Annotated in this window: 10 protein-coding genes and 1 riboswitch; of the genes, 1 reads left to right on the plus strand and 9 read right to left on the minus strand. The window is 70.2% G+C overall.

What is annotated here, in order from left to right:
- Positions 1-86: 86 nt before the first annotated feature.
- The gene (locus tag OG905_RS03635) at positions 87-1976 is read left to right on the plus strand and encodes an ABC transporter ATP-binding protein (protein WP_328666137.1); all 1890 of its coding nucleotides are present in this window, start codon (positions 87-89) and stop codon (positions 1974-1976) included.
- A gap of 80 nt (positions 1977-2056) precedes the next feature.
- Here the strand turns inward: OG905_RS03635 and OG905_RS03640 are convergent, their stop codons facing one another.
- The 9 genes from OG905_RS03640 to OG905_RS03680 all read right to left on the minus strand — a co-directional run bounded on the left by OG905_RS03640 (position 2057) and on the right by OG905_RS03680 (position 14767).
- Positions 2057-2848, minus strand: a complete 792-nt coding sequence (locus tag OG905_RS03640) for a transglycosylase SLT domain-containing protein (protein WP_328666138.1) — start codon at positions 2846-2848, stop codon at positions 2057-2059.
- A 2-nt stretch (positions 2849-2850) separates the two neighbouring features.
- A riboswitch (cyclic di-AMP (ydaO/yuaA leader) is annotated at positions 2851-3015 on the minus strand.
- A 454-nt stretch (positions 3016-3469) separates the two neighbouring features.
- Positions 3470-4540 (minus strand): YncE family protein, encoded by a 1071-nt coding sequence (locus tag OG905_RS03645; RefSeq protein WP_328666139.1) that lies wholly within the window; start codon positions 4538-4540, stop codon positions 3470-3472.
- A 237-nt stretch (positions 4541-4777) separates the two neighbouring features.
- A complete protein-coding gene (locus OG905_RS03650) occupies positions 4778-4969 on the minus strand; it encodes an MbtH family NRPS accessory protein (RefSeq protein WP_328666140.1) in 192 nt (63 codons plus the stop codon).
- On the minus strand, positions 4966-8919 hold the full coding sequence (locus OG905_RS03655) for an amino acid adenylation domain-containing protein (protein WP_328666141.1): 3954 nt from the start codon (positions 8917-8919) through the stop codon (positions 4966-4968). Before OG905_RS03655 ends, OG905_RS03650 begins: the two co-directional genes overlap by 4 nt.
- Positions 8916-9134, minus strand: a complete 219-nt coding sequence (locus OG905_RS03660) for a phosphopantetheine-binding protein (protein ID WP_443043888.1) — start codon at positions 9132-9134, stop codon at positions 8916-8918. Before OG905_RS03660 ends, OG905_RS03655 begins: the two co-directional genes overlap by 4 nt.
- Positions 9135-9149: 15 nt before the next feature.
- Positions 9150-9782 (minus strand): isochorismatase family protein, encoded by a 633-nt coding sequence (locus OG905_RS03665; RefSeq protein WP_328666143.1) that lies wholly within the window; start codon positions 9780-9782, stop codon positions 9150-9152.
- Between the two features lie 15 nt (positions 9783-9797).
- Positions 9798-11426 (minus strand): (2,3-dihydroxybenzoyl)adenylate synthase, encoded by a 1629-nt coding sequence (locus OG905_RS03670; RefSeq protein WP_328666144.1) that lies wholly within the window; start codon positions 11424-11426, stop codon positions 9798-9800.
- Complete coding sequence (gene dhbC / locus OG905_RS03675) at positions 11423-12622, minus strand: isochorismate synthase DhbC (protein ID WP_328666145.1); 1200 nt, start codon at positions 12620-12622, stop codon at positions 11423-11425. The genes OG905_RS03670 and dhbC overlap by 4 nt, the downstream gene beginning before the upstream one ends.
- A 420-nt stretch (positions 12623-13042) precedes the next feature.
- A complete protein-coding gene (locus OG905_RS03680) occupies positions 13043-14767 on the minus strand; it encodes a serine/threonine-protein kinase (RefSeq protein ID WP_328666146.1) in 1725 nt (574 codons plus the stop codon).
- Positions 14768-14932: the final 165 nt, after the last annotated feature.

Genomic DNA, 14932 nt, shown 5'->3' on the forward strand with positions numbered 1-14932 from the left:
ATCGGAGTTCACCTGGTGTTCGAGCAGGCCGGCAAGGTTCAGCTCGGGCTGCGCGCGTCCACGTCCAAACTTGTGGAGGTTGGCAGGTGACCGACACCAACTCCGCCGCAGCGAACGTGGCAACGCCGCCGCCTCCCCCGCCCGCGGAGATCACCTTCGAGGGCCACTACGGCAAGAACCCCCTCGGCGAGGTCTCGTTCACCGCCCTGTGCTCCCGCCTGCCGGCGGTGCTGGGGCAGACCTCCCGGATGGCCTGGCTTATCGATCGCGCGGCTGTGATTCTCCTGCTGGCCTGCCAGGTCCTCACAGGTGTCGCGGCTGCCGTGCTGCTGGCTTTCACCGCCCGCGCGATGCATCCCCTCCTCGGCAGCGGCGAAGTCTCCGCCCGTCTCCACGCGGCGTTCCCCGCGCTGCTGGTCGTCGGGACCGCGGCCGCCGCGGGACGGATCGCCGGTGCCTTCGCCTCCTATGCGGACGGGCGGATCACGCCCACGCTGACCACGGCGGCCGACACCGCACTCGTCGAAGCGGTCTGCCGGGTCGAGGCGTCCGCCTACAGTACGGACGGGTTCGCCGACCGGCAGGAAGCCGCGGAGATGGGCGTGGTCCGCACGACGATGATGGTGAAGGACGCGCAGCGCTTCATGGCGGCGCTGGTGCGCATGGTCGCCGCCGGTGGTGTCCTGACGCTGATGCACCCGCTGATGCTGCCGCTGCTGTTGCTCGCCGTGCTCCCGGCCGGTATCGGCGCCGTGCTCTCGGCCAAGGTGGACTATGAGACCCACTACGCCAATGTCGCCGACCGCAATGTCCGCGGAATGATGCGCTGGTGGGCGACAACGTCCAAGTACGGCGACGAGGTCCGTGCGAACGGCATGACCGACTACCTGCTGTTCTGGTACCGCACGCTGTCCGACCGTATCGACCGGCGCACCCTCACGATCGCGCCCCGGATGCTGCGCATCGTCCTGGCCACCTCCGCTCTCGGCGGGCTGTTCCTCGTCTGCACCTGGGCCACCCTGGCCTGGCTCGCGATGACCGGCCGAGTCGGCATCGCCATCGCCGCGACCGCCGTTGTCGCCGTTCAGACCACGCTGGCCGCGCTCTCGCAGCTCGTCATCAACGGAGCGGCGATGTTCCACACCAGCCTGTACCTCGCCGACATGCGGTCCTTCCTCGACCTGGCCCAGCAACTGGCGCCCAAGCGCGGTGCGCTGATCGCCCCGGGGAGCGTGGAGGAGATCCGGCTCGATGAGGTGGTCTACCAGTACCCCGGCAAGGAGGCTCCGGCCGTCGACCATGTCTCCCTCACGCTCCGCCGCGGCGAGATCGTCGCGATCGTCGGGGAGAACGGTTCGGGCAAGTCCACCCTGACGCGGCTGATCACCGGGATCTTCCTGGCCGACAAGGGCCGAGTGACCTGGGGTGACGTCGATCTCGCCGCCGCCGACCCCGACTCCGTGTGGGCGGGGACCGGGCTGGTCCCGCAGATCTTCGCCCAATGGCCCCTGCGCGCAAGGGAGAACGTCACGCTGGGGCAGCCCCGCACCTTCGACGACGGGCCGGTGTGGGACGCAGTCGACGCCGTGGGGATGCGCGCGGCGATCGACGACCTGCCCAAGGGGCTCGACACGCTGCTGGCGCGCGAACTGTACGGCGGATCCGAGCTGTCGGGTGGACAGTGGCAGCGTCTGGTCTGCTCACGCGCTCTGTACCGGCGGCCATCCTTGCTGATCCTGGACGAGCCGACGTCGCAGATGGACGCGCGCGGTGAACACGGCATCCTCGAGGCGATCAAGGCGATCTCGGCCGACCGCATCACGGTCGTTGTGACGCATCAGCTGGAGAACACCCGGCTGGCGGATCGCATCATCGTCATGGAGCAGGGACGGATCACCGAACAGGGCCGGTACGAGGACCTGGTCCATGCCGGGGGTCTGTTCGCCGAGCTGCTTGCGCTCTCGAAGGACCGGTGAGGAAAAGGGCCCGCGCTGTCTGGCCGCTCGTCGCGGCGGTTCTCGCCCTGGTCGTCGTGAACCGCCGCGACCTGTGAGGCTCAGTAGGCGCCGTTCACGTTGTCGATCGAGCCGTACTTGTCGGCGGCGTAGTTGCATGCGGCGGTGATGTTGGCGACCGGGTCGTAGCTGTCCATCGACGTGCCGGGCACGTGGTAGGCGAAGAACGTGGGGTCGATGACCTGCAGGAGGCCCTTGGACGGCGTTCCGGCCAGGGCGTTGGAGTCCCAGTTGTTGATGGCCAGCGGGTTGCCCGAGGACTCGCGCATGATGTTGCGGTGGATGCCGTCATAGCTGCCGGGGATGCCGTGCTTGGCCATGACGTCCAGCGACTCGTTGATCCAGCCGTCGAGGTCGTTGGAGTACGTCTTCTTCTTGGGCTTCGCGGCGGGGGCGCTCTTCGCCGGGGTCAGCGTCTTCGTCCGCTTGGAGCGGTCGGCCCGGTCGGCTCGATCGGAGGCGGGGGCCGCCTTGGCCTTCTTGCCGATCGTCAGCTTGAGGCCCGGGTGAATCAGCCGCGGGTCGTCACCGACGACCTTGCGGTTGTCCTTGTAGAGCTTCTTCCAGCCGCCGCTGACGTTGAGCTGGTCCGCGATCTTGGCAAGGGAGTCGCCCGCGAGGACGGAGTAGGTCGTGGTTCCGGCCTTCTTCGCGAGGACGGGAACAGTGGCCGAGGTCTTGGCGGCGGGAGTGGACTGCGGTGCCGTCTGCGCGGAGGCGGCGGTCGTGCCGATGACCGGCAGGACGAGTGCGGCGCCACCCGTGCCCGCGACGACGAGACCGCGGCTGAGTGCACTGGACTTGGGACGGCGATGCTTACCCTTTGCGGGCATGACGAATTCCTCTCCGTCGCCTGCGAGGTGAGCTGTCGGGTTCGGGCTGGAGATGCCCGGCCGCAATGTGACGGCGACTTCACCCCAAGCCGTTCCGTATTCCGGATCGGCGGCTTACCTGGGTCCCCCGCTCCTGCCGTACGTACGTGAGTGGGTGGGTGCGGTTTCCGGACGGCGGCAGGATTCGGCGGTCCATCCGGGTTGTCGTGACCGTAAGCGAGGCAGACCGGGCGAAACAAGTCCCGAATTCACATTTCAATTCGCGAGGCGGATTATTCGCGAGAAATTCCCGCCGGTCGGCATGATCGAGAATCTCAACTTTCTTGTCGCAGAACGGGACTGGGCGCCACGCCGCCCTGCGTGGGCACTTCGGGACGTGACCCATTTCACTGGAGGAGAAGGCAACGGAGTCCGGTTTGCGGCGTTGCGCGCAGGATAATTGGAATTCGCCCGGATTCCTCTTATGCGGGCATCGAATAACAATAAAGATGAACCGCCTATGCGGGCCTTTTCGGACATCAGGGCGCTTTTCGGGGCGCGCATCCGGGACCCGGCCGTGACAGCACAGAGCGCTCCGGACGGCGGAGCCCGCCGTCCGGAGCGCTCAGGTGCCGCAGCCGGTCAGCCGGTCGCGCGAATACGGTGGATGGAGTCCATCGCCTCCGCGCCGACCGCCGCCTTGTCGACGACATAGGCCGTGCCGCGCGTGACGACGACATGGTCCGTGTTCGCACCGGTCGCAAGGTTCGCGAGCACGATTCCCTTGCGGGGGTCGACCACCGAGGTCGTACCGGATTCCCTGTTGGCCACGTAGACGTTGCCCGTGCACGCGTCGGTCGCGACCGCGAGGGCGCCCGCTCCCGTCGCGATCTCCTTCTGCACCACTCCCGCCCGCAGATCGATGACGGCGAGGGAACCGCTCGCCTGATTGGCGGCGTAGGCGGTCCGGCCGTCGGCCGACAGCGCGACGTCGATCGTGCCCTTGCCGGCCGGGATCAGCCTGGGCGTGTCGGATGCCGGAGAGACCTCGATGAGCTGACCGTTGGTCAGATCGGCCGCGTAGACGGTGCCGGTGCGCTCGTCGACGGCAACGCCCGCGGGTGTCGCGCCCGTGACCGTGACGCGCTTCTTCTCCTGGTATGTACGGGTGTCGAAGGCGACGATGCTGCCGTCCTCGAGCCCGGCGGTCCAGGCCAGATTGCGCTGCTGGTCGACGACGACGTCACGGGCGTGCTTCACGCCGGGCAGCGAGGCCAGGTGCTGGCCGGTCCGCTGGCTGTAGACGGCAAGGGAGTTGTCGAGCGTGTTGGTGGTCCACACGGTGTTGTGCACGTCGTCGACGGCCACGCCGTAGACGGCCTCCCGCGCCCCGGTGGCCTCGTCCTTGAGGGGCGGCGTGTAGGCGGCCTTCACCTTCAGGGTCGACGGGTCCACCTTGAGCAGTTGGGTCTTGGTGACCGGGGGGTATCCGACCGAGCTGGTGACCCACAGGACGTTGTTCCGCGCGGAGTAGGCGGACTGGTAGAGCCCCTGGCCCAGTTGGGCGGAGTCGACCGTGTAGGACGCCTGGAGCGTGTGAACCTGCGCCGGGGCGGCGGCCATGGCCATGCCGGCCGGGCCGAGCGCGCAGGTGGCGGTTATGGCGGCGGCGAGTAGGACCCGGCGGCGAATTGTGCTTCGGGTGCGGGACATGCTTGTTCCTCCAGAACAATGAGAAGTGGATGCCGGTTTGTGGCACCGTGGATATGCGCCCCTGCTGGGCCCCTGCCTCACTATGAAAGCAGGGCTTGTCAGTTGTCGGTCGTTCCCCCTCGTCTGACATATCGCTGACACGTTCCGGCCGGGAATCGGGAATGCGGTCGCCGAATTCGTCCGCAGGGGCGGCGCAAGTCGCCGGAATTCGTATCCCGGGCCTTCTGCCCAGCCGGATCAGCCGGGCGGCGCGGGCTGTGCGGGCGTCAGTGCCCGCAGACAGTCCTCGTGTGATGCGGGGCCGTGTTCCGTGGCCCAACCGGCCGGCACGGGCAGGAATACCGGCCACAGCGACCGTGCCCCCGCCGTGTTGACGAGGACGAGATGGGTGGGCTCGGGCGTGCCCGTGGGGTCGAAAGGCTGGGTCATGTGTCGAGTTCCTTCAGCCGGGCCATGAGGACGGTGGCGATCTCGTCGAGCTGCCGTGGCTGTGTCATCTCGGGATGCAGGCAGTCCAGCCTGTGCTCGTCGAGCCTGCCGCTCATGTACGGCCGCCAGGCGTGCGGGGTGAGCCAGTCCTCGGCGCGGGGTGCGGCTGCCGTGAAGAACAGCAGGTCCCCCTCGAAGGTCTGGTGCCGGTGGGTACGCATGAGGCGGGCGTTGTTGGTGACGATGCCGAGGACCGCGGTCAGTACCCGCTCGGGAAGGGCCGCGAGCGCACTGCCCTCATGGCGCAGGGTGGCGAGGACGCCGTCCCGGGTGAGTCCGTCACCGCCCTCGAAACCGGCCATGCGCAGAAGGGCGTTGAGCGCGTCGGCCTCGGTGGGTCCGGCGAGATCGCTCCACTGGTCCGACGGGTAGGCGTCCATGAGGGCCAGCAGGTCGACCTGTTCGCCACCCTGCTGGAGATGGACCGCGACGGTATGGGCGATGACGCCTCCGACGGACCAGCCGAGGAGCCGGTAGGGGCCGTGCGGCTGGACGGTGCGGATCTGTGCCACGTAGTCGGCGGCCATCTCGTCCATCGTGGCGGGCAGGGCTTCCCCGTCGTGCATCAGTCCACGGGCCTGCAGGCCGTGGACGGGCTGTCCGCTGCCGAGACCGGAGAGGAGCCCCGAGTAGCACCAGCTGATGCCGCCGGCCGGGTGGAACACGAACAGCGGGATGCGCTCGCCGCTCGCGCGCAGTGGCAGCAGCACCTCCAGCGCGGTGTCAGCGCCGTTGTCGTCGGTGAGGCGCTCGGCGAGCGCGGCCGGGGTCGGCGCGCGGAACAGGGTCCCGATCGGGGCGCTGATGCCGAGCGTTTCGCGGATACGGGACATGAGCCGGGCGGCCAGCAGGGATGTGCCCCCGAGGTCGAAGAACGCGGCGTCCGTGCCGACCCGTTCGAGGCCGAGGACTTCGGCGAAGAGGCGGGTCAGTGTCTCCTCTGTGGGGTTACGGGGGGCGCGTCCGCCGGTGTGCGTGTCGGTGGCCGGGGCGGGCAGGGCCTTGCGGTCGAGCTTTCCGTTGGGGCTGAGGGGGAAGTCGTCGAGGCAAACGATCGCCGAGGGCACCATGTACTCGGGCAGGAGCGTGCCTAGGCGTGCGCGCAGGGTCTCCTGGTCGGGTACGGCGTCGCTGCCCGTGATGTAGGCGACGAGCCGCTGGTCACCGGGCCGGTCCTCGCGCACCGTCACACAGGCGCCGGTCACCGCGTCCACCGCCGCAAGATGAGTCTCGATCTCGCCGGGTTCGAGGCGCTGGCCGCGGAGTTTGACCTGCTGGTCCGTGCGCCCGAGGTAGGTGACCTCGCCGTCGGCGGTCCACCGGGCGAGGTCGCCCGTGCGGTACATACGGGCGCCGCCCTCGCCGTGGGGGTCGGCGACGAATCGGATCGCGGTCAGGCCGGGGCGGCGAAGGTAGCCGTCGGCGAGCTGGACTCCGGCGAGGTAGAGCTCGCCCGTGACGCCGGGCGGACAGGGTTTGAGTGCCGCGTCCAGGACGTACAGCCGGGTGTTCCACACAGGACGGCCGATGGGAACGGGCCCACTCTGACCGGGTGTGCAGGTGTGGTGGGTGACGTCGACGGCGGCTTCCGTGGGGCCGTACAGGTTGTGCAACCGCGCTGTGGGCAAGGTCTGGTGGAAGTCCTGCACGGTGTCCCGGGGCAGGGCCTCACCGCTGCAGAAGACGTCCCGCAGCGAGGAGCATCCGGCCGCTTCCGGCTCCGCGAGGAACACCTGGAGCATGGACGGCACGAAGTGGCAGACGGTGATCGCCTGCTCCTGCATGGTCCGGGCCAGATAGACCGGATCCTTGTGTCCGTCGGGTTCGGCGACGACAAGGGTGGCACCCTCGCGCAGGGCCCAGAAGAACTCCCACACCGACACGTCGAAGCCGGAGGGTGTTTTCTGCAGCACCCGGTCGCCGGGGCCGAGCGGGTAGGTGTGCTGCATCCAGCGCAGCCGGTTGTCGATGGCCGCGTGCGGCACCACGACACCTTTGGGCCTGCCCGTGGACCCTGACGTATAGATGACATACGCCGGATGCTGCGGTGTGAGCGCGCGGGGCGGGTCGAGCGGGGACAGGGCCGAGAGATCCGTCCGGTCGAGCAGGATGAACGGCAGGTCAGTGTCCGGCAGTTGGGTGCGGGTGGCCGAGTCGGTGACCACGCAGACCGGCGCGGCGTCCTCCAGCATGTCGGCGAGCCGGCCTGTCGGATAGCCCGGGTCGAGCGGCAGATACGCGCCGCCCGCCTTGAGTACGGCCAGCAGAGCGACGATCAGTTCCACCGAACGCGGCAGGGCGATCGCCACCAGCGAGCCGGGCCGTACGCCGTGTCCGGTCAGATGGCGGGCGAGACGGCTGGCCTCGGCGTTCAGTTCTGCGTACGTCAGCGTCCTGCCCCGGAAGACGAGGGCCGTGGCGTCGGGAGTGCGGCGTGCCTGCGCCTCGACGGGGCCGATCAGGGTGGTCGCGGGCAGCGGCCGGGCGGTGTCGTTGAACTCGACCAGGACGCGGTGCTCTTCCTCCTCGGTCGCGATGCCGAGCTGTGCGAGCGGGACCGCCGGATCGCAGCCGGCGATACGGTCGAGCAGGTGCAGGAACCGCCTCTGGTGGGCGAGGAGTTCGTCGTCGGTGTACGCGGCGGGGTTGGCGTCATGGTCGATGTGCAGGCCACGGCCGTCGGTCCGGTCGTAGACATTGACGGTGAGATCGTCGACCGGGCCCGCTGAGAGGTTGTGCGGGACGGCGCTGCTGCCGCCGAAGGTGAGTGCATAGTCGAACGGCATGATGTTGACCAGTGGACCGACCAGCGCCCGTCCCTCGCCGAGCAGGCCGAGGTCACGCCTGATGTCCTCGATCCGGTAGCGCTGGTGGCGGCGCGCGGCGCGTACGGCGAGGACGACCTGCCGCGTCAGTCCGGCCAGCGTGGTGTCCGCCTCGACGGTCAGCCGCAGCGGCAGCACGTTCATCACCATGCCGGGAATCCGCAGGGCGACCGAGCCCATACGGCCCATCATCGGCATCCCCAGCACCACGTCAGGAGTACCGGTGGCCCGCGAGACATAGAGCGCCTGGGCCGCGACCAGCAACTCCGGCCAGGTGGCGCGCAGTTCGTCGGCGAGCGTCCGCAGCCGGGCCGTTGTCCCGGATGGGACGTGGGCGCTGCGCCGCAGGAACGTACGGGAGGGCAGCACCGTACGTCCGGCGAGCGCGGGCGCCTGCGGACGGTCGGCGAGCGCTTCGGCCCAGTGAGTCCGGTCCTTGTCGAACTGGTCGCCGCCGCGGTAGGCGGCGTCGTCGGCGATCAGTTCGACCAGGCGGCCGAAGGGGTTCGCGCCCGGCTCTTCCCGCGCGGCGAGGGCCGTGTAGACCTCCGCGGTGCGGCGGGCGAGCAGTGAGTAGCCGAAGCCGTCCATGACGATGTGGTGCACGCACTGGTACCACAGCCAGCGCTCGTCGCCGACCTGGAACAGCGCGTGCCGGAACGGCGGCGCGGCGGCGAGGTCGAACGGCCGCGTCAGGTCGTCGTCCATCCAGGCGCGGGCAGCCGCCTGCGGATCCGGCTCCGAGCGCAGATCGGCCGTGTGCAGCGGAAAGCCCTGGCCGGGCGCGCCCGGGTCGAGGGCGAACTGCCGTGGTCCGTCCGGTGTTTCCTCGATCCGTACGCACAGCGCGTCCGCCTCGCGAGCGGTACGGTGCAGCGCACGAGCCAGCAGCTCCGGCCGCAAGGGCCCCTCGATCTCGAGGTATTCGGCCGTGTTGAGCGCGGGGCTCTCAGGGTCGAGCGCCTGCACGTACCACATGCCCGACTGGGCGGCGGTCAGCGGAAGCCCCCCGCCGTCCGCCGCTCCGGTCTCCGCGGCGGGTTCGGCTGTCGGCAGGGCCGTCATGCCTGGGCCCCCAGCAGGAGCGACCACGCGTCGATGGCGGGGCGTTCGGCGAGGGCGACGAACGTGATGTCTGCGCCGTGCTCACGGCGCCACCGTTCGACCAGGCTCATCAGCCGGACCGAATCGAGCCCGTAGTCGGCGAGGTTCTCGTCGTCGGGGATGTCCGCGGGGTCCTCCCCCAGCACATCGGCGACGTCCTCACGTATCTGCTGCATGGTCAGCGCCACGAGTCAGTCCCCCTGGAAGAGCGCGTCGGTGGTGATGACGACGGCGCAGCGGCCGGCGGCCCAGCGCAGCGCCGATCGGTGTTCGTCCTCGCCGAAGTCGGCGACGGCGTCGGCGACGACGAAGGCCTGGATGTCGCGCATCCACGCGTCGCAGGCGGTCGCGATCACGCCGATGTGTGCGTAGACGCCCGTGATGACGAGCTGGTCGCGGCCCTGGAGCTCCATCAGAGCGGCGAGGTCGGACCGTACGAAGGCGCTGTACTTCCACTTGGTGAGAACGGTGTCGCCGTCCTGGGGAGCCACGGCCGCGGCGATGGCTTCCGCGTGCGGGTCGGCGGGCAGCCCCGGCCCCCAGAAGTCCTGCTGGAGACCGCGCTGTTCGGGGCTCTGTCCGCCGGGCTGGGCGGAGTAGACGACCGGGATGCCGCGGCTGCGGGCCTGCTTGGTGAGCCGGGCGGTGTTGGCGAGGAGTTCGGTCACGGGTGAGGCATCCGCCTCGAAGGCGGACAGGAAGTGGTTCTGCAGGTCGTGGACGAGCAGAACGGCCCGCGCCGGATCGACGGTCCAGTCGACGCGGTTCTCGGGCAGGCCGGCGACGCCGGGCATGGCGTAGGGAGCGATGGCGGGCAGCGCCATGGAAGGTAGTGCCTTTCAGGGATGGGCGGGCTGGGTGGCGGTCGTGCGCAGGTCCTTCTTGCTGACCTTGCCGACACCCGTGTGCGGGAAGACGTCGACGAACTCGACACGGTCGGGCACCTTGTAGGCGGCCAGACCGCGTTCGCGCACGAACCGTCGCAGGGCGGCGGGGCGCAGCTCGGCCGCCTCGCGGAGGATGACGTAGGCGCAGGTGCGCTCGCCGAGGTAGTCGTCGGGTACGGAGACGACGGACACGTCGTGCACGGCCGGGTGGCCGAGGATGACGTTCTCGACCTCCTCGGCCGCGATCTTCTCGCCGCCGCGGTTGATCTGGTCCTTGGCGCGCCCCTCGACCACGAGGTGGCCGCTCGGGGTGGCCCTGGCTATGTCGCCGGTGCGGTAGAAGCCGTCTGTCGTGAACGAGCGCTCGTTGTGCTCCGGGGCTCGCCAGTAGCCCCGGATGGTGTAGGGACCGCGGGTGAGCAGATGCCCCGGCTCCCCCGGTGCGACGTCCTGGTCCTCGTCGTCGACGATGCGGATCTCGTCGTCGGGCGAGATGGGACGGCCCTGGGTGGTGAGGATGGTCTCCTCGTCGTCGTCCAGCCGGGTGTAGTTGACGAGGCCTTCGGCCATGCCGAAGACCTGCTGGAGCGTGCAGTCGAGCGCGGGACGTACGCGCCGGGCGGCCGCCTCGCTGAGCTTGGCGCCGCCCACCAGCAGCACGTCCAGGCTGGACAGGTCGTGCGGCGTGCTGCGGGCGGCCTCGGTCCACACCAGGGCGAGCGGGGGCACGAGGCCGGTGATCGTCACGCCCTCGCTTTCAATGAGGGGGAAAGCGGTCTCGGGAGCCGGGCCGGGGCACAGCACCACGCGTCCGCCCGCGCACAGGGTGCCCAGCGAACCCGGCGAGCTGAGCGGGAAGTTGTGCGCGGCGGGCAGGACGACGAGATACACGCTGTCCTCGTCCATCGCGCAGATCTCGTTCGATCCGCGCAGCGAGTACAAGTAGTCGTCGTGCGTACGGGGAATCAGCTTCGGCACTCCCGTACTGCCGCCGGACAGCTGGAGGAAGGCCAGGTCCGACGCCTCCGGCCCGTCAGGGCCAACGAGCCCGGCCGGTTCGCGCGGCACGGCGCTCAGCGCGGTGTGCTCGCCCGGCTCCCCCACGACGAACACATGGCGGAGCGTGGGCGCCTGCTCCTTCACCTTGGCGGCGAGGCCGCGGTAGTCGAAGCCCTCGTGGTGGTCGGCGATGACATACGCGACCGCGTCGGAGAACGAGCAGAAGTACCCGATCTCCACCTCCCGGTGGGCCGGCAGGGCGAACACCGGCAGCGCACCGATCCGGAACAGCGCGAAGACCACCTCGAAGAACTCCGCGACGTTCGGCAGCTGCACCACGACCCGGTCGCCCCTGGCGATACCGGAGTCGCGCAAGCCGGCGGCGAGCCGGTCGGCCCGGCGGTCCAGCTCGGCGTAGGTCCAGCGCCGCCCGGCCCCGGCCGGGTCCACGACAGCGACCCGGTCCGGGTACTGCACGGCACGGGCCCGCAGCATCTGTCCGAACGTCTCGCCCTGCCAGTACCCGGCCGCGCGGTAGCGCGCGGCGAAGTCGGCGGGCCAGGTGGGCGCTTCGGCGCTCACAGTTCTGCCCCCACGGCGTCGAGGAACGTACGGAACTTGGCGCTCGTCTCCGCGGTCTCGGCCGCCGGGTCGGACGAGGCCACCACGCCCGCCCCGGCGAACAGCCGCAGACCGCCCCTGGCCGCCTCGGCGCAGCGGATGGTCACCACCCACTCGCCGTCCCCCTGCGCGTCGCCCCAGCCCACGACGCCGGAATACAGCCCGCGGTCGAACGGCTCCAGTTCCCCGATGACCTTGCGGGCCAGCGCGGTCGGCTCGCCGCAGACGGCCGGTGTGGGGTGCAGGGCGCAGGCGAGTTCCAGTGCGGAGACCGGCTGTCCGGCGAGGGATCCGGTGATAGTTGTCGACAGGTGCCACATGGCGGCGGTCTTCACGAGGGTGGGCCGCTCGGGCACCACGAGGTCGGTGCAGTACGGGGCCAGCGCCTCGCGTATGGCGGTCACGACGACGGCGTGCTCGTGCAGGTCCTTGGGCGATTCGAGCAGCGCGGCGGCGCGCCGCACGTCCTCGGCCAGGTCGGCACTGCGGGGTGTGGAACCGGCGAGCGGGTTGGCCAGCAGGCTGCTGCCGCGTCGGGAGACGAGCAGTTCGGGGCTGGCGCCGAGCAGGGTGCGGTCCGTGCCCGTGGGCATCGCGAAGGTGTAGCCGCGGGTGTCACGGCGGGCGAGGCGCTGGAGCATTCCCGGCACGTCGGGTTCCCGGTCGCCGGTCAGGTCGAGTGCGCGGGCGAGGACGACCTTGCGGAACTCGCCCGCTTTCATCCGGCCGACAGCCGTGGCGACAGCGGCCGCGTACTGCTCGGGCAGAGGCACCGGGCGCATCTTCCAGGCGGTGGCGGCCGGTTGGGGCGCGGGCAGGGCGATCAGCGGGTCCTTGCCGAGGGCAGGTGCCCGGTGCAGTGTCTCGGGGACGGCGAGCGCGGCCGGTGCGGACGGGTCGAAGGGGATGGCTCCGATGACCACCGGGTCGGGCTGTCCCGAGGCCCGGGCCGCCGTCAGGGCGTCCTGGACGCGCTCGGTCAGCGGTCGCGCGTCGTGCGCCACGGAGGCACGCAGACCGCGGGCGAGGAGCGTTCTCGTCGGCGAGGCGAAGAAGCGGTCCGTCGCGGGCCGATAGGCATCGAGGAGAGCCGTCGCCGTGCCGACGACTCCGGCTCCGGACTCCTCCGTGGTGAGCGTGTCATGGACCGTGGTCACCTTGGGATCTCCCAGTTTCTCTGCATACCCCGGTACAGGGGTCGACGGTGTCGGGAATGTGCGAAGAGCCAGGCGCCGAGGTCACCTCTTGAAAGTGAGGCAAGGCTCACCTACCATGAGCGGCAGCGGGCCGAGCGGTTCACAACCATCGCCGCATTACTGCGACTTGGCGCCTGCGCGCCCAGGTCCCCCACGGGCGCGACTGACCCGACTGCCCGACAGTAACTTTGAGATGCCTCTTCAGGCTCGTTGCCTGACAGCCCCTGACATGCGAAGAGATCCCCCCTGCCCTGTTGGCAAAGAGATCGCAAAGCGCTCAACCTGCGGGGATGGTGACGAATCGTCAAATCCCTGGCGACAGGGAGCAGTTGTCACCGGCGCAGTGGTGACCCGCGCCGGGACCGTGGTCCTTTCCTGGCGTCAGCCGGAGACCGGATAGAGCTTGTGTACGGTGCCGTCGAGTCCTGCGGCGAGATAGCCCGAGCCGTACTCGTCACCGACGTAGACCCTCAGAGAGGGCTCCCCGCTGATGATGTCGCTGTCCACCAGGACGTAGCGGGTCGTCGGTCTGGGCACGCCCAACTCCTTGTCCGCGCGCTTGATCAGCGCCGGCAGCTTGTCCCAGTCGACCTTCGACAGGTCGATGATCGTCGACCCCTGCCGGATGGTGCCTCCAGTGCCCCATTTCGAGGTCTCACCGTCGCGGTACTGGAGGCTGTCGTAGACGCTCGGGCGTGTTTTCAGCGGCATGGAGGCGATCGCGTAACCGGGGTAGACCGTGAAATCCACGGCCTTTGCACTGCCCGCCTTCGCCGACAGGGACGCCACCGCCGCCCGTACACCCGCCGGCGTCAGCAGATCGTCCTGCTTCGAGGCGGGAGTTGGCACGGGGGTGGTGCTCGCCTGTGGACCGGCCGCATCGGTGTCGCGTCCGGGGCCCGTCGTGCCGCCTGCCGAAGCGGTGGGACCGCCCGAGTGGTTGGCGGACCCGCCGCCCGAGTCCTCGCCGCCGAGAACGGACACCAGCTTCACGGCGCCGATGCTCACCGCGACCAGGGCTGCGGCGATCGCGAGGACGACGGGCAGCCTCCTGCGCGCACGTCGGTCCGGCACAGGGGCAAGCCCGTAGACCTGGTCCACGGGCGTCGTCGGTCCGTACGGTGTCGATCCGTACGGCGGCATCGGCGCGTAGGGGCCGAAGGCCCCGTCGGCGGGTGGGGGAACCGGCGGCCCGAACTGCTGCCCGGCCGAGGGCACGGGCGTCGTGCCCGCGGGCTGCGCGGGCCGGGCCGGACGCCCGGCCGCCTCGTCGGCCGCGGCCCGCAGCAGCTCCTCCAGGCGGTCCGCGTCGGGCCGCGCCGAGGTGTCCCGAACCAGCAGTCCGGCGAGGACCGGCGCCAGCGGGCCCGAGCGCGTGGCCGGGGGGACCGGCTCGTCGAGCACAGCGACGAGCGTCGCGAGACTGGTGGCGCGCCGCAGCGGATGGCTGCCCTCGGTGGCGACGTAGAGCAGCATGCCGAGGGACCACAGGTCCGAGGCCGGGTTGCCCTCCTCACCGCGGATGCGTTCGGGCGCGATGTACTCGGGCGAGCCGATGAGGTCGCCGGTGGCCGTCAGGCTGGTCGATTCCCGCAGGGCCGCGATACCGAAGTCGGTGAGCACGGCGTTCCCGTCCGGCCGCAACAGGACGTTGGCCGGCTTCACGTCGCGGTGCTGGACACCGGCCGCGTGCGCGGCCCGCAGTGCGGAGAGGACGTCGAGGCCGATTTTCAGCGCTTCGGGGAGCGGCAGCGGACCGTGGGCGAGCCGGTCGTGCAGCGAGCCGCCCTGCACCAGCTCCATGACGATCCAGGGGTGCGATCCGTCGAGAGGCTCGACGATGTGGTGGATCGTGACGACATGCGGATGAGCCAGCCTGGCCAGCGCGCGTGCCTCCCGGATCGCGCGGTCCCTCAGAGTCTGCGCGAGTGCGGAGCTCGCGTCCCCCGTCGCGGGGTCGGGCGGCCGCACTTCCTTGAGCGCGACCTCCCGGTGCAGGGCGATGTCGCGGGCGCGCCACACCGTGCCCATGCCGCCGCTTCCCAGACGTCCGAGAAGTTCGAAGCGGCCATCGACCAGCCGTCTGCCGGTCTCGCTGCTGTTCATGGCTGGTCATCGTACGAGTCACCGCTGACACCCGTGCGGCCGGGATGTTCAATCGCCCGGCCCCGGCGCGGCGGACCGTACGCCGCTGGCGGACGCCCTCGCGTGAGCATCCTGTGCAGATTGGGCCCCGCGGTGATCGCAGCGGCCAGCGGCCCGCCACGCTGG

The organism is Streptomyces sp. NBC_00322 (assembly GCF_036147535.1).
Lineage (GTDB): Bacteria > Actinomycetota > Actinomycetes > Streptomycetales > Streptomycetaceae > Streptomyces.